24 protein-coding genes and 1 tRNA gene are annotated in these 20,019 nt (G+C 66.8%); 20 read left to right on the top strand and 5 right to left on the bottom strand.

The features are described from left to right. Positions 1 to 22: 22 nt before the first annotated feature. The gene (hisA, locus tag QZH52_RS01530) at positions 23 to 763 is read left to right on the top strand and encodes a 1-(5-phosphoribosyl)-5-[(5-phosphoribosylamino)methylideneamino]imidazole-4-carboxamide isomerase (RefSeq protein ID WP_301802759.1); all 741 of its coding nucleotides are present in this window, start codon (positions 23 to 25) and stop codon (positions 761 to 763) included. A gap of 18 nt (positions 764 to 781) precedes the next feature. Here hisA and QZH52_RS01525 read toward each other — a convergent pair whose 3' ends face one another. Continuing rightward, positions 782 to 1,720 (bottom strand): amino acid ABC transporter substrate-binding protein, encoded by a 939-nt coding sequence (locus tag QZH52_RS01525; RefSeq protein ID WP_301802758.1) that lies wholly within the window; start codon positions 1,718 to 1,720, stop codon positions 782 to 784. 9 nt (positions 1,721 to 1,729) lie between these two features. Further along, the gene (locus QZH52_RS01520) at positions 1,730 to 3,037 is read right to left on the bottom strand and encodes a dicarboxylate/amino acid:cation symporter (RefSeq protein ID WP_301802756.1); all 1,308 of its coding nucleotides are present in this window, start codon (positions 3,035 to 3,037) and stop codon (positions 1,730 to 1,732) included. Positions 3,038 to 3,126: 89 nt separating this feature from the next. Here QZH52_RS01520 and QZH52_RS01515 point away from each other — a divergent pair, with 89 nt between their 5' ends. From QZH52_RS01515 to tatC, 9 genes are all read left to right on the top strand, one after another. After that, positions 3,127 to 3,966 carry a D-hexose-6-phosphate mutarotase gene (locus QZH52_RS01515; protein ID WP_301802754.1) on the top strand — a complete coding sequence of 280 codons (840 nt, stop codon included), beginning with the start codon at positions 3,127 to 3,129 and terminating at the stop codon, positions 3,964 to 3,966. A gap of 25 nt (positions 3,967 to 3,991) precedes the next feature. Beyond that, positions 3,992 to 4,771, top strand: coding sequence for an imidazole glycerol phosphate synthase subunit HisF (gene hisF, locus QZH52_RS01510; protein WP_301802752.1), 780 nt, complete (start codon positions 3,992 to 3,994; stop codon positions 4,769 to 4,771). A gap of 16 nt (positions 4,772 to 4,787) precedes the next feature. After that, positions 4,788 to 5,189 carry a phosphoribosyl-AMP cyclohydrolase gene (gene hisI, locus QZH52_RS01505; RefSeq protein ID WP_301802749.1) on the top strand — a complete coding sequence of 134 codons (402 nt, stop codon included), beginning with the start codon at positions 4,788 to 4,790 and terminating at the stop codon, positions 5,187 to 5,189. Beyond that, a complete protein-coding gene (locus tag QZH52_RS01500) occupies positions 5,186 to 5,569 on the top strand; it encodes a phosphoribosyl-ATP diphosphatase (RefSeq protein WP_286654253.1) in 384 nt (127 codons plus the stop codon). The genes hisI and QZH52_RS01500 overlap by 4 nt, the downstream gene beginning before the upstream one ends. Positions 5,570 to 5,583: 14 nt before the next feature. Beyond that, positions 5,584 to 5,973 (top strand): DUF4870 family protein, encoded by a 390-nt coding sequence (locus QZH52_RS01495; RefSeq protein WP_301802742.1) that lies wholly within the window; start codon positions 5,584 to 5,586, stop codon positions 5,971 to 5,973. Next, on the top strand, positions 5,963 to 6,322 hold the full coding sequence (locus QZH52_RS01490; protein ID WP_301802741.1) for a histidine triad nucleotide-binding protein: 360 nt from the start codon (positions 5,963 to 5,965) through the stop codon (positions 6,320 to 6,322). The genes QZH52_RS01495 and QZH52_RS01490 overlap by 11 nt, the downstream gene beginning before the upstream one ends. Positions 6,323 to 6,387: 65 nt before the next feature. After that, positions 6,388 to 6,630 carry a Sec-independent protein translocase subunit TatA gene (tatA, locus tag QZH52_RS01485; protein ID WP_301802738.1) on the top strand — a complete coding sequence of 81 codons (243 nt, stop codon included), beginning with the start codon at positions 6,388 to 6,390 and terminating at the stop codon, positions 6,628 to 6,630. Between the two features lie 13 nt (positions 6,631 to 6,643). Next, complete coding sequence (gene tatB, locus QZH52_RS01480; RefSeq protein WP_301802735.1) at positions 6,644 to 7,102, top strand: Sec-independent protein translocase protein TatB; 459 nt, start codon at positions 6,644 to 6,646, stop codon at positions 7,100 to 7,102. 60 nt (positions 7,103 to 7,162) lie between these two features. Continuing rightward, positions 7,163 to 7,960 carry a twin-arginine translocase subunit TatC gene (tatC, locus tag QZH52_RS01475; RefSeq protein WP_301802733.1) on the top strand — a complete coding sequence of 266 codons (798 nt, stop codon included), beginning with the start codon at positions 7,163 to 7,165 and terminating at the stop codon, positions 7,958 to 7,960. A 13-nt stretch (positions 7,961 to 7,973) separates the two neighbouring features. On the opposite strand, the gene QZH52_RS01470 is transcribed toward tatC, so the two are convergent. Continuing rightward, positions 7,974 to 9,137: a S1C family serine protease gene (locus QZH52_RS01470; RefSeq protein ID WP_301802730.1), complete on the bottom strand. Its 1,164-nt coding sequence runs from the start codon at positions 9,135 to 9,137 to the stop codon at positions 7,974 to 7,976. Between the two features lie 197 nt (positions 9,138 to 9,334). Here QZH52_RS01470 and QZH52_RS01465 point away from each other — a divergent pair, with 197 nt between their 5' ends. Further along, positions 9,335 to 10,108, top strand: coding sequence for a Nif3-like dinuclear metal center hexameric protein (locus tag QZH52_RS01465; protein ID WP_301802727.1), 774 nt, complete (start codon positions 9,335 to 9,337; stop codon positions 10,106 to 10,108). Next, positions 10,105 to 11,166 carry a 4-hydroxythreonine-4-phosphate dehydrogenase PdxA gene (gene pdxA / locus QZH52_RS01460; protein WP_301802724.1) on the top strand — a complete coding sequence of 354 codons (1,062 nt, stop codon included), beginning with the start codon at positions 10,105 to 10,107 and terminating at the stop codon, positions 11,164 to 11,166. Before QZH52_RS01465 ends, pdxA begins: the two co-directional genes overlap by 4 nt. On the opposite strand, the gene mscL is transcribed toward pdxA, so the two are convergent. Then, positions 11,156 to 11,587 (bottom strand): large conductance mechanosensitive channel protein MscL, encoded by a 432-nt coding sequence (gene mscL / locus QZH52_RS01455; RefSeq protein ID WP_286523446.1) that lies wholly within the window; start codon positions 11,585 to 11,587, stop codon positions 11,156 to 11,158. The genes pdxA and mscL overlap by 11 nt on opposite strands. Positions 11,588 to 11,763: 176 nt before the next feature. Here mscL and petA point away from each other — a divergent pair, with 176 nt between their 5' ends. From petA to QZH52_RS01420, 7 genes are all read left to right on the top strand, one after another. Next, positions 11,764 to 12,387, top strand: coding sequence for a ubiquinol-cytochrome c reductase iron-sulfur subunit (gene petA, locus QZH52_RS01450; RefSeq protein ID WP_286536275.1), 624 nt, complete (start codon positions 11,764 to 11,766; stop codon positions 12,385 to 12,387). 13 nt (positions 12,388 to 12,400) lie between these two features. After that, positions 12,401 to 13,801 (top strand): cytochrome b, encoded by a 1,401-nt coding sequence (locus tag QZH52_RS01445; RefSeq protein WP_301802716.1) that lies wholly within the window; start codon positions 12,401 to 12,403, stop codon positions 13,799 to 13,801. A 16-nt stretch (positions 13,802 to 13,817) separates the two neighbouring features. Then, positions 13,818 to 14,573 (top strand): cytochrome c1, encoded by a 756-nt coding sequence (locus tag QZH52_RS01440; protein ID WP_286536273.1) that lies wholly within the window; start codon positions 13,818 to 13,820, stop codon positions 14,571 to 14,573. Positions 14,574 to 14,664: 91 nt separating this feature from the next. Next, the gene (locus QZH52_RS01435) at positions 14,665 to 15,276 is read left to right on the top strand and encodes a glutathione S-transferase N-terminal domain-containing protein (RefSeq protein WP_286369119.1); all 612 of its coding nucleotides are present in this window, start codon (positions 14,665 to 14,667) and stop codon (positions 15,274 to 15,276) included. A 19-nt stretch (positions 15,277 to 15,295) separates the two neighbouring features. Continuing rightward, positions 15,296 to 15,865, top strand: coding sequence for a ClpXP protease specificity-enhancing factor (locus QZH52_RS01430; RefSeq protein WP_301802708.1), 570 nt, complete (start codon positions 15,296 to 15,298; stop codon positions 15,863 to 15,865). 45 nt (positions 15,866 to 15,910) lie between these two features. Continuing rightward, positions 15,911 to 15,986 (top strand) — tRNA-Thr (locus QZH52_RS01425). A gap of 29 nt (positions 15,987 to 16,015) precedes the next feature. Continuing rightward, entirely contained in the window at positions 16,016 to 16,693 is a 678-nt protein-coding gene (locus tag QZH52_RS01420; protein ID WP_301802706.1) for a PepSY-associated TM helix domain-containing protein, read from the top strand. Positions 16,694 to 16,712: 19 nt separating this feature from the next. Here the strand turns inward: QZH52_RS01420 and QZH52_RS01415 are convergent, their stop codons facing one another. Beyond that, positions 16,713 to 17,021 (bottom strand): hypothetical protein, encoded by a 309-nt coding sequence (locus tag QZH52_RS01415; RefSeq protein ID WP_301802705.1) that lies wholly within the window; start codon positions 17,019 to 17,021, stop codon positions 16,713 to 16,715. A 201-nt stretch (positions 17,022 to 17,222) separates the two neighbouring features. Between QZH52_RS01415 and secA the strand changes: the two genes are divergently transcribed. Next, a complete protein-coding gene (gene secA, locus QZH52_RS01410) occupies positions 17,223 to 20,000 on the top strand; it encodes a preprotein translocase subunit SecA (RefSeq protein ID WP_301802703.1) in 2,778 nt (925 codons plus the stop codon). Positions 20,001 to 20,019 lie beyond the last annotated feature (19 nt).

The raw sequence follows: 20,019 nt of genomic DNA, 5'->3' as shown, positions 1-20,019 counted from the left end.
CCGTCCGCAATCCCGCACCACCATGCTCCTCATTCCTGCGATCGACCTCAAGGATGGCCACTGCGTTCGTCTCAAGCAAGGCGATATGGACCAGTCCACCACTTTCAGCGAAGACCCGGCCGCGATGGCGCGCAAGTGGCTCGAAGCCGGTGCCCGCCGCCTCCACCTGGTCGACCTGAACGGCGCCTTCGCGGGCAAGCCCCAGAACCATGCGGCGATCAAGGCGATCCTGAAGGCGGTGGGCGACGAGATCCCGGTGCAGCTGGGCGGCGGTATCCGCGACCTGGACACCATCGAGCGCTACATCGACGACGGCCTGCGCTACGTCATCATCGGCACCGCCGCGGTCAAGAACCCGGGCTTCCTGAAGGACGCCTGCAGCGCCTTCGGCGGCCACATCATCGTCGGCCTGGACGCCAAGGACGGCAAAGTCGCCACCGATGGCTGGAGCAAGCTGACCGGGCACGAGGTTTCCGACCTCGGCAAGAAATTCGAGGACTACGGCGTCGAGTCGATCATCTACACGGACATCGGCCGCGACGGCATGCTGTCGGGCATCAACATCGATGCCACCGTGCGGCTGGCCCAGGCGCTGACGATCCCGGTGATCGCCTCGGGCGGGCTCTCGAACATGGCCGACATCGACAAGCTGTGCGCCGTCGAGGCGGACGGCATCGAAGGCGTCATCTGCGGCCGGGCCATCTATTCGGGCGACCTGGACTTCGCCGCCGCCCAGGCCCGGGCCGACGAACTCGCGGTCTAGGGTTCAGGTCCGGGCCGACTACTCGGCCTTGATGGCCATCGCCTGGATGATCGTCTCCAGCTGTGGGCTCATCGGCAGGTCGAGGCTGGTGCCGCCGGGCAGCTTGCGCAGGAACCAGCGCTTGTACTGGCGCTCGATCTCCCCGTCCTCGGCCAGCACCTGGAAGGTGTCGTTGACCACCTTCGCCATCTCCGGATCGCCCTTGCGGTACATCACGCCGTAGGGGTCATAGGACAGGAAGTCGCCGACCACCTGGTAGTCGGTCGGGCCCTGGGCGCTGCCCCTGTCCTGGGCGATCAGGCCATACAGCAGCACCTCGTCGGTTGCGAAGGCTTCCACCTTGCCGGACTTCACGAGCGCGAACGATTCGGCATGATCGCGCGAAACGACCAGCTCCAGGCCCAGCTTGAAGCGCGCCGACAGATCGCGCATCGTCTTCTCGTTGGTGGTCCCGGCGGTCACGGCCACCGGCTTGCCGGCGAGGTCGCGGAAGGACTGGATCGGCGAGCCTTTCCTGACCAGCAGCCGGGTGCCCGAGACGAACAGCGTCGGCGAGAAGGCGACCCGCTTCTGGCGCTCGAGGTTGCTGGTGGTCGAGCCGCATTCGAGGTCGACCTGGCCGCTCGCCACGGCATCGATGCGGGTCTCGGCCGTCACCGGCAGCCACCGGATCTCCAGCGTCTTGTGCACCGCGTCGCCCATCGCCTCGACCACCGCCTTGCACAGCTCGATCGAGTAGCCGATCGGCTCCTTGCGCGGCGACAGGAAGGAAAACGGCACCGAGGATTCGCGGTAGCCGATCACGACCGCCCCGGCCGCCCGCACCTTGGCCAGCGTGCCGCTGAGCGCGACCGGCGTCGCCGGCGTCGGATCGGACTGGGCGAACGCGGCCGGCGCCAGGCCCAGCAGTGCGCCCAGCAGCACGGCGGTGGTCGCCAGGGTCCGTACGGCGCTCATTTCGGGGCCTCAGGCATGCACCGGATGGGCGAGCGTGGCGGCGCTTTCGATGTCCATCGCCCGCGCATTGGCCGCGGCGTCGCTTTCGGAGAGCAGTTCGCCCTCCCATTTGGCGACCACCGCCGTGGCGATCGAATTGCCCACCGCGTTGGTGGCCGACCGGCCCATGTCCAGGAAGGTGTCGACGCCGAGGATCAGCAGCAGCCCGGCTTCGGGGATGTTGAACTGGTTCAGGGTCGCGGCGATCACGACCAGCGAGGCGCGCGGCACGCCGGCCATGCCCTTCGACGTCAGCATGAGAATCAGCAGCATCGTGAGCTGGGTGCCGAGCGACAGCGGGATGTCGTAGGCCTGGGCGATGAACAGCACCGCGAAGGTGCAGTACATCATCGAGCCGTCGAGGTTGAACGAATAGCCCATCGGCATCACGAAGCTGGATATCTTGCGCTTGACGCCGAAGCGGTCGAGTGCGATCAGGATCTTGGGGTAGGCCGCTTCCGAGCTGGCGGTGGCGAACGAGAGCAGGAACGGCTCCCGGATCAGCTTCAGCAGCGTCACGATGCGCGGCCCGAGGAAGAAGAACCCGGCCAAGGCCAGCAGCCCCCACAGGATGAACAGGCTCAGGTAGAAGCCGCCCATGAAGACCGCGAACTTGAGCAGGATGCCCAGGCCGTTGACCGCCACGGTGGCCGCCATGGCGGCCAGCACCGCCAGCGGCGCCAGCTTCATCACGTAGCCGGTGATCTTGAGCATGGCGTGGGACAGCTCCTCGATCGCGTTGACCAGCGTGCGGGCCTTCTCGCCGAGCGAGGCCAGCGCGACGCCGAAGAACATCGAAAACACCACGATCTGCAGGATCTCGTTGTTCGCCATGGCCTCGACGAAGGACTTCGGCACCACGTGGCCGACGAAATCCTTGAGCGTGAACTTGGAGGTGGCGAGGTTGGCGGACGACCCGATCTCGGGCAGCGGCAGCCCGAGGTCGTGGCCCGGCTGCAGCACATTGGCCATCAGGAGGCCCAGCAGCAGCGAGACCAGCGAGGCGGTGATGAACCAGCCCAACGCCTTGCCGAAAACCCGTCCGACGGCGGCCGCGTCGCCCATGTGGGCGATGCCGACCACCAGAGTGGAGAACACCAGCGGCCCGATCAGCATCTTGATCAGGCGCAGGAACACGTCCGACATGATCGAGATGTAGCCGGCGATCTCGCCGGCTGTCTTCTTGTTCGGGAAGTTGACGAAGACCATGTAGCCAATGGCGATCCCGATCAGCATCGCGATCAGGATCCAGACGGCCGGCGGCAGTTTCCTTCTCATGGAGGCGCTCCTCGTTGCGAGTTGTTCTGAAGCGAGATCCGTGTCGCCGGTGCCCAACCGCAACCGCCGGCCAAACCTAGAATCGGGCCATGACCCTCCAAGCCCTCGTCTTTCGTGGCCAGCCGGCCGTGCGGCTGGCGCTGCCCGGCGGCGACAGTTGCACTGTAGCGCTGCACGGCGCTCATGTGTTGTCGTGGACCACGGCCGATGGCGTCGAGCGGCTCTACCTGAGCCCCGACGCCCGCTTCGACGGCCAGAGCCCGATCCGCGGCGGCATCCCGGTCTGCTGGCCGCAGTTCAACATGCGCGGCCCGCTGCCCAAGCACGGCTTTGCCCGCACCCTGCCGTGGACGGCCGAGCCGCAGGCCGACGACCGACGCGACACCGTCGTGCTGGCCTTGCGCGACGGCGCCGCCACGCGGGCGCTCTGGCCGCACGCGTTCCGGGCCCGTCTGGCCGTCACCCTGGCCGCGCGTTCGCTGCGCGTCGCCCTGGCGATCGACAACATGGGCGGCGAACCCTGGTCCTTCGCGGCGGCGCTCCACAGCTACCTGCGGGTCGACGAGGCCACCGAGGTCCGGCTCGAGGGCCTGCAGGGCGCCAACCGCTGGGATGCGGTGCGCGACGACCGCCATGTCGAGATGGCGCCGGCGCTGGCCTTCGGCAGCGAATTCGACAGTGTCTACGCCGCGCCCGCCCGACCGCTGCGGCTGGTCCAGCCTTCGGGCACACTCGAGATCTCGCAAAGCGCGAGCTGCACCGAGACCGTGGTCTGGAACCCGGGCCCGCTGCTCGCCGCCAAGCTCGACGACCTGCCCGACGACGGCTGGCGCCACATGCTCTGCGTCGAGGCCGCCCGCATCGACGAACCCGTGCTGCTGGCGCCCGGCGCACAGTGGCAGGGCTGGCAACAGCTCAGGGTCGCCTGAACCTCCTTCGCCTGAACCTCACACCATGCTTGCCAAACGCATCATTCCCTGTCTCGACGTCACCGGCGGCCGCGTCGTCAAGGGCGTCAACTTCGTCGAACTGCGCGACGCCGGCGACCCGGTCGAGATCGCGGCCCGCTACAACGCACAGGGCGCCGACGAGCTCACCTTCCTGGACATCACCGCCACCAGCGACGGCCGCGACCTGATCCTGCCGATCATCGAGGCGGTGGCCTCCCAGGTCTTCATCCCGCTGACCGTCGGCGGCGGCGTGCGCACCGTGGCCGACGTGCGCCGGCTGCTCAACGCCGGGGCCGACAAGACCAGCTTCAATTCGGCCGCGATCGCCGATCCCCAGGTGATCGAGGACGCCTCGCAGAAGTACGGCGCCCAGTGCATCGTGGTGGCGATCGACGCCAAGCGGCGCTCGCCCGAGGACGCCGCCACGCGCGGCCCGGGCTGGGACGTCTACAGCCATGGCGGGCGCAAGAACACCGGCCTCGACGCCGTGCAGTGGGCGGTCGAGATGGCGCGCCGCGGCGCCGGCGAGATCCTCCTGACCAGCATGGACCGCGACGGCACGAAAAGCGGTTTCGACCTCGAACTGACGCGGGCCGTGAGCGACGCCGTGAGCGTGCCGGTGATCGCCTCGGGCGGTGTCGGCAGCCTGGAGCACCTGGCCGACGGCATCCAGACCGGCGGCGCCGACGCCGTGCTTGCGGCGAGCATCTTCCACTATGGGGAGTTCACCGTCGGCGAAGCGAAGCGGCAGATGGCCGCGCGCGGCATCCCGGTGCGTCTGTGACCGACAATAGCCCGCTATGAACTGGCTCGACGAAGTGAAATGGGACGCGAACGGCCTGGTGCCGGTGATCGCGCAGGAACAGGGCAGCAACGACGTGCTGATGTTCGCGTGGATGGACCGCGAGGCGCTGGCCAGGACGGCGGAACTCGGCCGCGCCGTGTACTTCAGCCGTTCCCGCCAGAAGCTCTGGTTCAAGGGCGAGGAATCCGGCCACGTCCAGACCGTGCACGAGATCCGGATCGACTGCGACAACGACGTGGTGCTGCTCAAGGTCACGCAGCAGGGCCACGAGCCCGGCATTGCCTGCCACACCGGCCGCCACAGCTGCTTCTTCAGCAAATACCAGAACGGCCAGTGGGTCGCGACCGAGCCGGTCTTGAAAGACCCGGCCTCGATCTACACATCGTCCCCAAGATGAGCACCGAACCCCGCAACGCCGAAGACGCCCTGGCGCGCCTGGCGGCCGTGATCGAAAGCCGCCTGCCGTCGCGCGGCGGCGACCCTGACAAGAGCTATGTCGCCCGCCTGCTGCAGCGCGGCCCGGATGCCTTCCTCAAGAAGATCGGCGAGGAGGCCACCGAGGTCGTGATGGCGGCCAAGGATGCTGACCACGGCGGCGACCGCGCGAAGGTGGTGAACGAAGTGGCCGATCTCTGGTTCCACAGCATGGTGGCGCTCGCGCACTACGGTTTTTCGCCCGCCGACGTGGTGGCCGAACTCGAGCGTCGCGAGGGCACCAGCGGCATCGAGGAAAAGGCCCTGCGCAAGGCGCAGGATCGCGAAGCTTCCAACGACTGAAAGGAGCGCACGCCATGCCCAACGACATCGTGACCATCGAGCCCGACGACTCGCTCAAGACCTGGGGCTGGGTCAGCTACATCCTGCACCTGGTGGTGGCGGTCGGCGCGGTGCTGCCCGGCGCCCAGGCGTCGATCGGCCTGCTGGTGATCGCGCTGGTGATCGACCTGATCAAGCGAGAGGATGCGGCCGGCACCTGGCAGGCCTCGCACTTCAGCTGGCGCATCCGCTCGGTGCTGTGGGCCGGCGTGCTGTACGTTCTGACCTCGTGGCTGTGGCTGCTTTTCCTGGTGCCGGGCTGGATCGCCTGGGCACTGATTTCGCTTTGGTTCCTCTATCGCATCGTCAAGGGGATGGTGCGCATGAACGCGGGCCGTCCCATGGATACCAGCAATGTCATCTGACCCGAACTGCATCTTCTGCAAAATCATCGAAGGCAAGATTCCCTCGCGCAAGGTCTACGAGGACGACGAGTTGTTCGTCTTCCACGACATCGCGCCCTGGGCGCCGATACATTTCATGATCGTCCCGAAGCGCCACATCCCGTCGATGGCCCAGGTCACGGCCGACGACGCGGGCCTGCTGGGCCGGATCATGACCCTGGCGCCCAAGCTGGCGGTCGAGCAGGGTTGCCGGCCGTATCCCGAGGGTGGATTCCGCATCGTGGTCAATACCGGCACCGAGGGCGGGCAGGAGGTTCACCATCTCCATGTGCACGTCATGGGTGGCCCGCGGCCCTGGCTTCGTGGCTGAAAGCCATCCTTTCGGCCGGTCATTCGGCGCCGACTAAAATGCGACACATTCTTCAGGAGTAATCCATGGGTTCACTTTCCATCTGGCACTGGCTGATCGTGCTGCTCGTCGTCGTGATGATCTTCGGCACCAAGAAGTTGCGCAACATGGGGTCCGACCTCGGTGGCGCCGTGAAGGGCTTCAAAGACGGCATGAAGGACGGCGCGAGCACCGATGCCCCGACCGCCGCCGGCCCGAACGCCCAGGTGAGTGGCAACAGCACCACCGACAAGACCACGATCGACGTCGAAGCGCGTCAGAAGTCCTGAGCCAGACCGTTCCGTGATCGATCTCGGCATCTCGAAACTGGCCCTGATCGGCGCCGTGGCGCTGATCGTCATCGGGCCGGAGAAGCTGCCGCGCGTGGCGCGCACCGTCGGCACCCTGCTCGGCAAGGCGCAGCGCTACGTCAACGACGTCAAGGCCGAGGTCAATAGGTCGATGGACCTCGACGAACTGCGAAAGATGAAAGACACCGTGCAGGAGGCTGCGCGCGATGTCGAGCAGAGCATCCAGTCCGGCGCCAGCGACTTCGAGAAGCAGTTCTCGGAAAGCGGTCAGACCTTGTCCGCGCTGTCGGACACCACGCCCGCCTATCCCGAGTACAAGCACCCACGCAAGAACTGGCGCCTGAAGCAGGGCGCCACCCCGCAGTGGTACAAGGCGCGCAACGGCGTGCGCACCAAGGCGCTCTCGGGCGCGGCGCGCGTCGCCCGCTACCGCCCTCACAAAATCAATTAGGCGCAAGCAAGCGAAGGGCGGCGCACAGCGCGCGCCGATTTCTGAACGCAGCGTCCCCACATGGCCGATTCCACAGACAAGAACAAAGAAGACGAACTGGCCGGCACCGAGCAGCCTTTCGTCCAGCACCTGATGGAGCTGCGGGATCGCCTGCTCTATTGCGTCTACGGCCTGGTAGTGGCCGGTGTGCTGCTGGCCATCTGGCCCGGGCCGGCCGGGCTGATCGACATGATCGCGGTGCCGATCCGCGCCCACATGCCGCCGGATGCCAAGCTGATCGCCATCGGCGTCTTCTCGCCGTTCTTCGTGCCGCTCAAGGTGCTGGCGATGACGGCCGTGCTGTTGGCGCTGCCGTGGCTCATGTACCAGGCCTGGATGTTCGTGGCGCCCGGCCTCTACAGCCACGAAAAGAAGTTCGCGTTGCCGCTGATCTTCTTCGGCAGCCTGCTGGCCTACGGCGGCATCGCCTTCGTGCAGTTCTTCGTGCTGGACAAGATGTTCGGCTTCATCCAGAAGTTCACGCCGCCCTCGGTCAACGCGACGCCCGACATTTCGTCCTACGTGGAGGCGATCCTGTCGCTCTACATCGCCTTCGGGGTCGCCTTCCAGGTGCCGATCGTGGTGATGCTGCTGGTCCGCTTCGAGCTCGTCACGATCGAGAAGCTGCGTTCGTTCCGCGGCTATTTCATCGTGCTGGCCTTCGTGGTGGCCGCGGTGCTGACGCCGCCCGACGTCGTCTCGCAGCTCGCACTGGCGATTCCGATGTGTCTGCTGTACGAGGTCGGCATCCTCGGCGCCCGTTACTTCACCAGGTTCAGCAAGCCGCCAGAGGAAAGCGCCGACTCGGCGCAATCCTGAACGGGAGCCGGGTTCACTCGGCGTCGCTGCTCGGCACCCGGCGCACCGGTGACTTCGGGCGCAGGCCCGGCGTCACGTCCAGTTCCAGCTTGTCGCTGCCGCGCTGAAGCGCGAAGCGCGTCGCCGTGCCCGGCTTGAGCCCGGCCACGGCGCTCAGCAGCTCCTGGGTGTTGCCCACGCTCTTCTCGGCCACGCCCGTGATCACGTCGCCGGGACGCACCCCCGCCTTGGCGGCCGGGCCGTTCTGCAACACGCCGGTGATGATCACGCCGCTGCTGGCCTTGACGCCGAAAGTCTCGGCCAGTTCGGGAGAAAGGTCGTTCGGCTCGACGCCGATCCAGCCGCGCGTGACCTTGCCGGCCTTGACGATGTCCTCCAGCACCTGCTTGGCGGTCGAGACCGGGATCGCGAAGCCGATGCCCATGCTGCCGCCCGAGCGGGAGTAGATCGCCGTGTTGATGCCTTCTAGGTTGCCGTTGATGTCGATCAGCGCGCCGCCCGAATTGCCCGGGTTGATGGCGGCATCGGTCTGGATGAAATTCTCGAAGGTGTTGATGCCGAGCTGGTTGCGCCCGAGCGCCGAGACGATGCCGCTGGTCACGGTCTGGCCGACGCCGAACGGATTGCCGATGGCCAGCACCTGGTCGCCGACCTGCAGCGCGTCGGAGTTGCCCAGCACGATCACGGGCAGCTTGTCGAGCTCGATCTTGAGCACCGCCAGGTCGGTGTCGGGATCGGTGCCGATCACCTTGCCGCGCGCGTGCCGGCTGTCGTTGAGCGTGACGTCGATCTCGTCCGCGCCCTCGACCACGTGGTTGTTGGTCAGGATGTAGCCGTCGGCGCTGACGATCACGCCGCTGCCGAGGCCGATCTGCGGCTGGTCGCCCTGGTCGCCGAAGAAGAAGCGGAACCAGGGGTCGTTGCTGCGCGGCGAGCGCTGGGCCGCCTTGCTGGTGTTGATGCTGACCACGGCCGGCGACGCCTTCTTGGCTGCGGCGCTCAGGCTGCCGACGGCGATGCTGCCGGCCGGCGCGGCAGGGGCCTCGACCACCGAGACCAGGCCGTTGAGCGGGCCGGTGCGCCGGTTCAGCCATTCGGGCTTGAGCGTCGCGACGACGAAATAGGCCGCCAGCAGGACGGTCACGGCTTGGGCAAACAGCAGCCAGGTGCGTTTCATGAAAAAGCGGTAAGCAAAGCGCCAATTGTCCCCCAAAGGGTGCTGCGCTTCGGTCGGCCCCGCCCGCGAGCCCGGGAGCGTCGGCAGAAATAAGGGAAAACCCTTCCTTTCGCCCGCCCATGACCGCTCAACGCCTTGCGACTTCGTCATCTACGTCTTGCGATGCGGGCGGGGCCGGCCGGGGCCACAATGGCGCGATGAGCACGACCCGCCACGAACTCCTGCACGCGTTCGACCTGCTGCTGGCGCCCGCGCGTTTCAAGGACTACGGGCCCAACGGCCTGCAGGTCGAGGGCCGCACCACGGTGCGCAAGATCGTCTCCGGCGTGACCGCGAGCCGGGCCCTGATCGAAGCCGCGATCCACGCCGAAGCCGACGCGATCTTCGTCCACCACGGCCTGTTCTGGCGCGGCCAGGACGGGCGTGTCACGGGCTGGATGCGACAGCGCCTGGGCCTCCTGCTCGGCGACGACGTCAACCTGTTCGCCTACCACCTGCCGCTGGATGCCCATCCGGAACTCGGCAACAACGCGCAGCTCGGGCTGCGGCTCGGCCTGGTCGCGCACCCGGGCTCGGCCGGCCGCTTCGGCGAGCAGGAACTCGGCTTCCTCGGCGCGCGCGACAACGGCGAAGGCTTCACGAATGCGAAGGCGCTGGCCGCGCACGTCGAGAAGGCGCTCGGCAAGGCCGTGACGCTGGTGGAAGGCGCGCCGCGCCCGATCCGCAACGTCGCCTGGTGCACGGGCGGGGCGCAGAGCTACTTCGAGGCCGCGATCGCCGCCGGTGCCGATGCCTTCATCACTGGCGAGATCTCCGAGCCCCAGGCCCACTACGCCCGCGAGATGGGCGTCGCCTTCCTGGCCTGCGGCCACCATGCCACCGAACGCTACGGGGCGCCGGCCGTCGCGGCGCATGTCGCCGCCCAACTGGGCCTGGCCCACGAATTCATCGACATCGACAATCCGGCGTGAGCAACAACGACGCTTCCCTCCCCATCGCCATCACGCTCGGCGACCCGGCCGGGATCGGCCCCGAGATCATCGCCAAGGCCTTCCGCGATGCCGCGGCCGACTTGCGTGGCTGCTTCGTGGCCGGCGACGTGGCGACCGTGCGCCGGGCCGCGCAGGCGATCGCCGCGACCGGCGGGCCGGCCTTGCCGGTCGCGTTGCTCGAGACGCCGGGCGAGGTGCGCGATGCGCCGGCCGGCTGCATCCCGGTGCTGCAAGTGGTCGCGCCCCCGGGCGCGCCGATCGTCCATGGCCGGATCAGCGCCGAGGCCGGCCGCATCGCCGGCGATTGCGTGGTGTGGGCCGCGCGCGCGGCGCTGCGCGCAGAGATCGCCGCGATCGTCACGGCCCCCTTGCACAAGGAGGCACTTGCAGCGGCGGGCTTCCCGTATCCGGGCCACACCGAACTGCTGCAGGCCGAAGCCGCGGCCCACCTGGCCCGGCCGCTGTCGGAAGTGCCGGTGCGCATGATGCTGGCCAACGACGAACTGCGCACCGTGCTCGTCAGCATCCACATGTCGCTGCGCCAGGCGATCGAGGCCGTGACCGCCGATGGCGTGCTGCAGACGCTGCGGATCGCGCACCGGGCGCTTGGCGCGGTGCTCGGGCGGGCGCCGAAGATCGGCGTCGCGGGGCTCAATCCGCATGCGGGGGAGGGCGGCCTGTTCGGCTCCGAGGAGCGCGACATCATCGCGCCGGCGATCGCGGCCGCGCGCGCCGAAGGCATCGATGCCGACGGACCTCACGCGCCCGACACCGTCTTCATGCGCGCCCGTGCGAAGGCCGATGGCCCTGGCGAGTTCGATGTCGTGATCGCGATGTACCACGACCAGGGGCTGATCCCGGTCAAGTACCTGGGGGTCGAGAAGGGCGTGAACGTGACGCTGGGGCTGCCTCTGGTGCGGACCAGTCCCGACCATGGGACGGCCTTCGATATCGCGGGGACCGGACGGGCGGATGCTTCCAGCTTGATCGAGGCTGTGCGGATGGCGCGTTCGTTGGTGGGGGAAGTTAACGCTTGAGGCTGTCGCGGATCTCGCGCAGCAGCATCACGTCTTCGGGCGTGGCCGCGGGCGCCGGCGGCGGCGGGGCTTCGGTCAGGCTGCGCAGCCGGTTGATCTGCTTGACCATCAGAAAGATGATGAAGGCCAGGATCACGAAGTTCACCGCCACGGTGATGAAGTTGCCGTAGGCCAGCACCGGTGCGCCGGCCTTCTTGAGTTCGACCAGCGTGTCGGCCACGCCGCTGGGCCTGGGGCCCAGCACGATGTAGAGGTTCGAGAAATCGAGCTTGCCGAAGATGAGTCCGACCAGCGGCATGATGATGTCGCTCACCAGCGAGTCGACGATCTTGCCGAAGGCCGCACCGATGATCACGCCGACTGCCAGGTCGATCACGTTGCCCTTGACGGCAAATTCGCGGAACTCTTTCAGAAAGCTCATGTCGTGCACCTCGTCTTCTGTTGGTTTTGAACGGCGGCCAGTATAGGGGTGGGGGCGGTGTCTGCGTCCGGTCACAGGCGCGTGCGGCGGGCGCTGCGTGCGGTTGAATTCGCCTTTTACGCTCCGCTACAATCCTTGGTTGACCCAAGTCCCCCCGAAGAAGATTGAGGATCTCCATGAGTGACAGCAGCGCGAGTACCGCCGGCCGACCCCGGATCGACACCAGCAAGCGGACATGGTTGATTGCCTCAGGCTGCGCCGGCGCAGTGGGTGGCGTGGCCGTCGCAGTGCCTTTCGTGAGTTCGTTCCAGCCGTCGGAAAAGGCCAAGGCCGCCGGCGCTCCGGTCGAAGCCGACATCGGCGCGCTGCAGGTCGGCGAGAAGATGACCGTCGAATGGCGGGGCAAGCCGGTCTGGATCCTGAAGCGTTCGCCCCAGCAGGTCGCCGAGCTGCCCAAGCTCGATCCGCTGCTCGCCGATCCGCAATCGAAGCGCAACCCCGACGAGTTCACGCCGCAGTACGCGCGCAACGAGCATCGCTCGATCAAGCCCGAGATCCTGGTGGTCGTCGGCATCTGCACGCACCTGGGCTGCTCGCCCACCGACCGCTTCCAGCCCGGCCCGCAGGCCTCGCTGCCCGACAACTGGGAGGGCGGCTTCCTGTGCCCCTGCCATGGCTCGACCTTCGACCTGGCCGGCCGCGTCTTCAAGAACAAGCCCGCACCCGACAACCTGCCGGTGCCGCCGCACATGTACCTCTCCGACACGCGCCTCCTGATCGGCGACGACAAGAAGGCCTGAAGAGAACAAGAACATGGCTGAATTCCACGAAATTTCCCCCAACGCGCCAGCCAACGAGAAGCTGCTCAACTGGGTCGACAACCGATTCCCGCTGACCAAGCTCTGGAACGACCAGTGGGGCAAGTACTACGCGCCGAAGAACTTCAACTTCTGGTACATCTTCGGCTCGCTCGCGATGCTGGTCCTCGTGATCCAGATCGTGACCGGCATCTTCCTGGTGATGCACTACAAGCCCGACGCCGCGCTGGCGTTCGGCTCGGTCGAGTACATCATGCGCGACGTGCCGTGGGGCTGGCTGATCCGCTACATGCACTCGACGGGGGCCTCGGCCTTCTTCATCGTGGTCTACCTCCACATGTTCCGCGGCCTGATGTACGGCAGCTACCGCAAGCCGCGCGAGCTGATCTGGATCTTCGGCTGCGCGATCTTCCTGTGCCTGATGGCGGAGGCCTTCATGGGCTACCTGCTGCCCTGGGGCCAGATGAGCTATTGGGGCGCCCAGGTGATCGTCAACCTGTTCGCCGCGATCCCCTTCGTCGGCCCTGACCTCGCCCTGCTGATCCGCGGCGACTACGTGGTGAGCGACGCCACCCTCAACCGCTTCTTCAGCTTCCACGTGATCGCGGTGCCGCTGGTGCTGCTCGGCCTGGTGGTCGCCCACCTGATCGCGCTGCACGAAGTGGGTTCGAACAACCCCGACGGCATCGAGATCAAGGCCAGCCGCGGTGCCGACGGCCATCCGGTCGACGGCATCCCGTCGCACCCGTACTACACGGTGCACGACATCTTCGGCGTGGTGGTGTTCCTGACGATCTTCTCGGCCGTGATCTTCTTCGCGCCCGAGGCCGGCGGCTACTTCCTCGAATACAACAACTTCATCCCGGCCGACTCGCTCAAGACGCCCAACCACATCGCGCCGGTCTGGTACTTCACGCCCTTCTATTCGATGCTGCGTGCCATCACCAGCGAGATGATGTATGCGCTGATCGCCTGCGTGGTCGGTGCCGCCGCCTACGGCGTCTGGAAGGCCCGCTTCCCGTCCTTCATCAAGGCCGGCATCGTGATCGTCGCCGTCGGCGTGGTCGCGATGATGCTGTCGATCGACGCCAAGTTCTGGGGCGTGCTGGTGATGGGCGGCGCGGTCGTCATCCTGTTCTTCCTGCCCTGGCTGGATCACAGCCCGGTCAAGTCGATCCGCTATCGCCCGAGCTGGCACAAGTATGTCTACGGCGTGTTCGTCATCAATTTCGTGGTGCTGGCCTACCTCGGCGTGCAGCCGCCGTCGCCGGTCGGCGAACGCATCTCGCAGATCGGAACGCTCTTCTATTTCGGTTTCTTCCTGCTGATGCCGTGGTGGAGCCGCCTCGGCGAATTCAAGCCGGTCCCCGAGCGCGTGGTTTTCAACGCTCACTGACCGGGAGACAACAAGAATGAAGAAACTGATCCTCACGTTGATCGCGGCGCTCGGCATCGTCACCGGTGCACACGCTGCCGAAGGCGGCCTCGCCTGGGACAAGGCGCCGAACCGCACCACCGACCTGGCCGCGCTGCAGAATGGCGCCAAGCTGTTCGTCAACTATTGCCTGAGCTGCCACTCGGCGGCGTACATGCGCTTCAACCGCCTGACCGACCTCGGCATCACCGAGCAGCAGATCAAGGACAACCTGCTGTTCACGACCGACAAGATCGGCGAGACCATGCGGGTCAACATGGACCCGCGCCAGGCCAAGGAATGGTTCGGCACGGTGCCGCCCGACCTGACCCTGGTGGCGCGTTCGCGTGCCGGCCACGGCGGCACGGGTGCCGACTACCTCTACACCTACCTGCGCACCTTCTACCGTGACGACACCAAGGCCACGGGCTGGAACAACCTCGCGTTCCCGGCCGTGGCGATGCCGCATGTCATGTGGGAGCTGCAGGGCGAGCGCCGCCCGGTCTTCGACAAGGTCGAAGCCCACGGCCATGAAACCGAAGTGTTCAAGGGCTGGGAGCAAGTGAGCCCCGGCACCATGACGCCGATCCAGTTCGACCAGAACATGGGCGATCTCGTGAGCTTCCTGCAATGGATGGCCGAGCCGGCGCAGAACACCCGCATTCGCGTCGGCGTCTGGGTGCTGCTGTTCCTGGTCATGGCGATTGTCTTCACGTGGCGCCTCAATGCCTCGTACTGGAAAGACGTCAAGTAATGCCACGCCGATCCGGCGCCTCGTGCGCCGGGTCCCGCAGAGTGGGTTGCGAACGCGACCCACTCTTTTTGATTTTTAGGAGTCTTTCGCCATGATGGTCCTGTATTCTGGAACGACCTGCCCGTTTTCACATCGCTGCCGCTTCGTGCTGTTCGAGAAGGGCATGGATTTCGAGATTCGCGACGTCGATCTCTACAACAAGCCCGAGGACATCAACGTGATGAACCCGTACGGGCAGGTGCCGATCCTGGTCGAGCGCGACCTGATCCTGTACGAGTCGAACATCATCAACGAGTACATCGACGAGCGCTTCCCGCATCCGCAGCTGATGCCCGGCGACCCGGTCGACCGCGCCCGCGTGCGCCTGTTCCTGCTCAACTTCGAGAAGGAACTGTTCGTTCACGTGTCCACCCTCGAGAACCGCACCACCAAGGGCAACGAGAAGGCCCTCGAGAAGGCGCGCTCGCACATCCGCGACCGCCTCACGCAGCTGGCGCCGGTGTTCCTCAAGAACAAGTACATGCTGGGCGACAACTTCTCGATGCTCGACGTCGCGATCGCGCCGCTGCTGTGGCGCCTCGACTACTACGGCATCGACCTCAGCAAGAACGCGGCCCCGCTGCTCAAGTACGCCGAGCGCATCTTCTCGCGCCCGGCCTACATCGAGGCGCTGACGCCCTCCGAAAAAGTCATGCGCAAGTGAGTCGCTTGCGCCGTCGCCCATGATCAACGCGCTCGAGTCGTCATCCACCCGCCCTTACCTGATCCGGGCGTTGTACGAATGGTGTACCGACAACGGCTTCACGCCGTATGTCGCGGTGCAGGTCGACGACACGGTGCAGGTGCCGCGCGAGTACGTCAAGAACGGCGAGATCGTGCTGAACATCAGCTTCGACGCGACCAGCTCGCTCAAGCTCGGCAACGACTTCATCGAGTTCAAGGCCCGCTTCGCCGGGACGGCGCGCGAGATCAGCGTGCCGGTCGGCCGCGTGATCGCGATCTATGCCCGAGAAAACGGGCAGGGCATGGCGTTCCCGGCGCCGGCACCGGCACCGGCCGATGGGGCTGCCGCACCTGCCGCCCCGACGCCGTCGGCCGCCTCGACCCGGACACCCCTGCGCGACGCATCGCGCGGCACCGAAGGCGACGCCAGCAAGGTCGTGCACCTGGTGACCGGGGAGGGCGAGGAGCCCGCCGCCACCAGCAGCAGCACGCCGCCGCCGGACCCTGAAGACCCGCCACGGCCGCCGGCCGGCGGCGGGGCGCGTCCATCGCTCAAGCGCATCAAATGAACGGCGCGGCCCGGTTCGTTCCGGCCCGCTAAAATCCCAGGTCCCGCCGCTTTAGCTCAGTTGGTAGAGCAACCGCCTTGTAAGCGGTAGGTCGTCAGTTCGATTCCGACAAGCGGCACCAATTTCCTGGCGCATCCGTCCGGCGCTCCCATGAACACTTCATCGAATGCCCTCGCCGCCGGCGGGCGCGTGCAGGCGCTGCAGCGCCGCGCCACCGCCGTGCAATGGATTCGCAAGACCCACGGCTGGATCGGCCTCTGGGGCGCGATCCTCGGCCTGCTCTTCGGCACCGCCGGCATCTGGCTCAACCACCGCGCGGTGCTCAAGCTGCCGATGGCCCAGCAGCGCGCCAGCGCCCAACTGGCGCTGCCCGAGCCGCCACCGGCGAGCGCGGCCGAGATGGCCGTCTGGCTGCAGGCGGCGCTGGACCAGGACCGGCCTCCTAACTCGGTGCGCACCGAGCCCGCGCGACCGGTGGCCTGGGGCGAGAAGGGCAAGCCCGACACGCTGATGCAGCCCGAACGCTGGACCTTCAACTTCGGCGGACCCGACGCCATCGTCCAGGCCGACTACTGGCGCGGCAACCGCTCGGTCGGCGTCACGACCACCCAGAACGGCTTCGTCGCCACGCTGACCAACATGCACAAGGGCGCCGGCATGTCGGTCGGCTGGATCCTGCTGGTCGACACCTTGGCCGGCAGCCTGATCTTCCTGTCGATCTCGGGGGTGATCCTCTGGATGCTGACCCACCGCCGCCGCGCGGTCGGGCTGGCCATCTTCGGGACCTCGGTCGCCCTGACCCTGGGCCTGGCGCTGGCGCAGGTCTGAAGCCCCGGCGCGGCCGGCCTCAGCGCCGCGACATCACCTTGATCCGGATCGTCGAGACGTCCCAGCCACGCGTCTTGAGCCGCGCCTGCAGCATGGGCGCCAGCTGACGCAGCTTGGCGGCCGCGGCGCTGCCGTTGACAAGCATGCACCAGACGTCGGCTTCGGCCGGCCCGGCCTGGACCGCGGCCCGCATTTCCGTCGGGATCAGGTCCTGCACCGCGGCCAGCCGTTCGTTGGCGTCACGCGCGCGCGCCGCCAGGCTCGCCAGGGTGGGCGAACCCTCGGCGGCTTCGAGCAGGGTGACGGCGGGGTTGAGACGGCGGTACATGGACGGTTCGAAGGCGGTTTGCGGGCAATGGGCGGCGGATCGGAAGGTCGAGGCAAGGTGGCTAAAATCAGCGGTTTGCCGGCATCCTGCGCGCCGGCCCGCTTGCCTTTTGGTCAAGCGCGCCCAAGTTCGTTCTCTTGTCTATCTTAGGGATTTCGGTCGAGGCGCCCGCATCCGGCGAGTGTGCATCGATCTCCATTCATGGCCACCAACTTCCTGACTCAAATTTTCGGCAGTCGCAATGACCGGCTCCTGAAGCAGTATCGCAAGACGGTCGAACGCATCAATGCGCTGGAGCCATCCTTCGAGAAGCTCGACGACGCGGCGCTGCGCGCCAAGACGCAGGAGTTCAAGGACCGTGTCACCAAGGGCGAGTCGCTCGACGATTTGTTGCCCGAGGCCTTCGCCACGGTGCGCGAGGCCTCGAAGCGGATCATGAAGATGCGCCACTTCGACGTCCAACTGCTGGGCGGCATGGCGCTGCACAACGGCAAGATCTCCGAAATGCGCACCGGCGAGGGCAAGACCCTGACGGCGACCTTGCCGGTGTACCTGAACGCGCTCACCGGCAAGGGAGTGCACGTGGTCACGGTCAACGACTACCTCGCCAACCGTGACGCCCGGTGGATGGGTCGGCTCTACAACTACCTCGGGCTCTCGGTCGGCATCAACCTGCCGCAGATGCCGCGCGAGGAGAAGCAGCAGGCCTACGGCAGCGACATCACGTACGGCACCAACAACGAGTACGGCTTCGACTACCTGCGCGACAACATGGTCTACGAGCCGGGCGACCGGGTCCAGCGCGGGCTGAACTACGCGATCGTCGACGAGGTCGACTCGATCCTGATCGACGAGGCCCGCACGCCGCTGATCATCAGCGGCCAGGCCGAGGACCACACCGAGCTCTACCTGGCGATCAACAAGGTCGTGCCGCTGCTGGTCAAGCAGGAGGGCGAGGCCGACCCCCGCACCGGCGAGGGCGTCACCAAGCCGGGCGACTTCACGGTCGACGAGAAGACCCACCAGGTGTTCCTGACCGAGGACGGCCACGAGAAGGCCGAGCAGGTGCTGTCCGAGTTCAAGCTGCTGCCCGAGGGCGCCTCGCTCTACGACCCGGCCAACATCACATTGATGCATCACCTGAACGCGGCGCTGCGGGCCCGGCATCTCTATCACCGCGACCAGCACTACGTGGTGCAGCAGGGCGAGGTCGTGATCGTCGACGAGTTCACTGGCCGCCTGATGACCGGCCGCCGCTGGAGCGACGGCCTGCACCAGGCCGTGGAAGCCAAGGAAGGCGTCGAGATTCAGGCCGAGAACCAGACCCTGGCCTCGATCACCTTCCAGAACTACTTCCGCCTGTACGGCAAGCTGGCCGGCATGACCGGCACGGCCGACACCGAAGCCTACGAGTTCCAGGAGATCTATGGCCTCGAGACCATGATCATCCCGCCGAACCGGCAGAGCCGGCGCGAAGACCAGCTCGACCGCGTCTACAAGACCACGCGCGAGAAATACGAGGCCGCGATCCAGGACATCCGCGAGTGCCACGAGCGCGGCCAGCCGGTGCTGGTCGGCACCTCGTCGATCGAGAACTCCGAGATCATCGCCGGCCTGCTCGAGAAGGCCGGCCTGCCGCACCAGGTGCTGAACGCCAAGCAGCATGCGCGCGAAGCCGACATCGTGGCCCAGGCGGGCCGCACCAAGATGATCACGATTGCCACCAACATGGCCGGTCGCGGGACGGACATCGTGCTGGGCGGCAACGTCGAGAAGCTGATCGAGGCGGTCGAGGCCGACGAGTCCAGGGACGAAACGGCCAAGGCCGCGGAAATCGCCCGCCTGCGCGCCCAGTGGGAGAAGGACCACGAGTTCGTCAAGTCGCTCGGCGGCCTGCGCATCATCGCCACCGAGCGCCATGAATCGCGCCGCATCGACAACCAGCTGCGCGGCCGTTCGGGCCGCCAGGGCGATCCGGGTTCCTCGCGCTTCTACCTGAGCCTGGACGACCCGCTGATGCGCATCTTCGCCGGCGACCGCGTGAAGGCGATCATGGACCGCCTGAAGATGCCCGACGGCGAGGCGATCGAGGCCGGCATCGTGACCCGCAGCATCGAGAGCGCGCAGCGCAAGGTCGAGGCGCGCAACTTCGACGTCCGCAAGCAGCTGCTGGAGTACGACGACGTCTCGAACGACCAGCGCAAGGTGATCTACCAGCAGCGCAACGACATCCTCGACGCGACCGAGCTGACGGCGCAGATCGAGGCCTTGCGCGAAGGCTGCTTCACCGACCTGGTGCGCCAGTACGTGCCGGCGGAATCGGTCGAGGAGCAATGGCAGCTGGCCGGCCTCGAGAAGGTGCTGAGCGACGAATGGGGCCTCGAGATCCCGCTGCGCCAGCAGGTCGAGGCCGCGACCGCGATCGGCGACGAGGACGTGGTCGAGAAGGTGGTGGCCGCCGCCAACGAGGTCTTCAATGCCAAGCTGGCGCTGATCGGCCAGGAGAACTTCACCCAGTTCGAGCGCATGGTGCTGCTGCAGAGCATCGACACCCACTGGCGCGAGCACCTGGCGTCGCTCGACTACCTGCGCCAGGGCATCCACCTGCGCGGCTATGCGCAGAAGCAGCCCAAGCAGGAATACAAGCGCGAGGCGTTCGAGCTCTTCGGCCAGCTGCTCGATTCGGTCAAGAACGAGGTCACGCGCCAGCTCATGACGGTGCGCGTGCAGTCGGGCGAACAGCTCGAAGAGGCGGCCGAGGCGATGGAGAGCCGCGGCGAGAACCTCGCCAACATCACCTACACCGCGCCGACCGAGACCGGCGAGGTCGAGGTCCGGGTCGACGAGGAAAGCCAGCGTCGCCAACTCGTCGGCGGCCTCTCCGCCGGTGCCGCGGCCTTCGCGCGCGTCGGGCGCAACGACCCGTGCCCCTGCGGCAGTGGCAAGAAATTCAAGCAGTGCCACGGCAAGCTCACCTGACATCCATCGACAGGATTTC

Source organism: Variovorax ginsengisoli (genome assembly GCF_030486595.1).
Lineage (GTDB): Bacteria > Pseudomonadota > Gammaproteobacteria > Burkholderiales > Burkholderiaceae_C > Variovorax > Variovorax ginsengisoli_B.
The sequence above is the reverse complement of the archived record's forward strand: the minus strand, read 5'-3'. Positions and strand labels throughout refer to the sequence as shown.

Bases quoted from the DNA above. Each gene is read 5' to 3' on its own strand.
- petA (WP_286536275.1), top strand. From the start codon at position 11,764: ATGAGTGACAGCAGCGCGAGTACCGCCGGCCGACCCCGGATCGACACC.
- QZH52_RS01445 (WP_301802716.1), top strand. From the start codon at position 12,401: ATGGCTGAATTCCACGAAATTTCCCCCAACGCGCCAGCCAACGAGAAG.
- secA (WP_301802703.1), top strand. From the start codon at position 17,223: ATGGCCACCAACTTCCTGACTCAAATTTTCGGCAGTCGCAATGACCGG.
- hisF (WP_301802752.1), top strand. From the start codon at position 3,992: ATGCTTGCCAAACGCATCATTCCCTGTCTCGACGTCACCGGCGGCCGC.
- QZH52_RS01500 (WP_286654253.1), top strand. From the start codon at position 5,186: ATGAGCACCGAACCCCGCAACGCCGAAGACGCCCTGGCGCGCCTGGCG.
- QZH52_RS01490 (WP_301802741.1), top strand. From the start codon at position 5,963: ATGTCATCTGACCCGAACTGCATCTTCTGCAAAATCATCGAAGGCAAG.
- QZH52_RS01515 (WP_301802754.1), top strand. From the start codon at position 3,127: ATGACCCTCCAAGCCCTCGTCTTTCGTGGCCAGCCGGCCGTGCGGCTG.
- QZH52_RS01415 (WP_301802705.1), bottom strand. From the start codon at position 17,021: ATGTACCGCCGTCTCAACCCCGCCGTCACCCTGCTCGAAGCCGCCGAG.
- tatA (WP_301802738.1), top strand. From the start codon at position 6,388: ATGGGTTCACTTTCCATCTGGCACTGGCTGATCGTGCTGCTCGTCGTC.
- tatC (WP_301802733.1), top strand. From the start codon at position 7,163: ATGGCCGATTCCACAGACAAGAACAAAGAAGACGAACTGGCCGGCACC.
- QZH52_RS01520 (WP_301802756.1), bottom strand. From the start codon at position 3,037: ATGAGAAGGAAACTGCCGCCGGCCGTCTGGATCCTGATCGCGATGCTG.
- QZH52_RS01470 (WP_301802730.1), bottom strand. From the start codon at position 9,137: ATGAAACGCACCTGGCTGCTGTTTGCCCAAGCCGTGACCGTCCTGCTG.
- QZH52_RS01465 (WP_301802727.1), top strand. From the start codon at position 9,335: ATGAGCACGACCCGCCACGAACTCCTGCACGCGTTCGACCTGCTGCTG.
- QZH52_RS01440 (WP_286536273.1), top strand. From the start codon at position 13,818: ATGAAGAAACTGATCCTCACGTTGATCGCGGCGCTCGGCATCGTCACC.
- QZH52_RS01525 (WP_301802758.1), bottom strand. From the start codon at position 1,720: ATGAGCGCCGTACGGACCCTGGCGACCACCGCCGTGCTGCTGGGCGCA.
- hisI (WP_301802749.1), top strand. From the start codon at position 4,788: ATGAACTGGCTCGACGAAGTGAAATGGGACGCGAACGGCCTGGTGCCG.
- QZH52_RS01435 (WP_286369119.1), top strand. From the start codon at position 14,665: ATGATGGTCCTGTATTCTGGAACGACCTGCCCGTTTTCACATCGCTGC.
- hisA (WP_301802759.1), top strand. From the start codon at position 23: ATGCTCCTCATTCCTGCGATCGACCTCAAGGATGGCCACTGCGTTCGT.
- QZH52_RS01430 (WP_301802708.1), top strand. From the start codon at position 15,296: ATGATCAACGCGCTCGAGTCGTCATCCACCCGCCCTTACCTGATCCGG.
- QZH52_RS01495 (WP_301802742.1), top strand. From the start codon at position 5,584: ATGCCCAACGACATCGTGACCATCGAGCCCGACGACTCGCTCAAGACC.
- mscL (WP_286523446.1), bottom strand. From the start codon at position 11,587: ATGAGCTTTCTGAAAGAGTTCCGCGAATTTGCCGTCAAGGGCAACGTG.
- QZH52_RS01420 (WP_301802706.1), top strand. From the start codon at position 16,016: ATGAACACTTCATCGAATGCCCTCGCCGCCGGCGGGCGCGTGCAGGCG.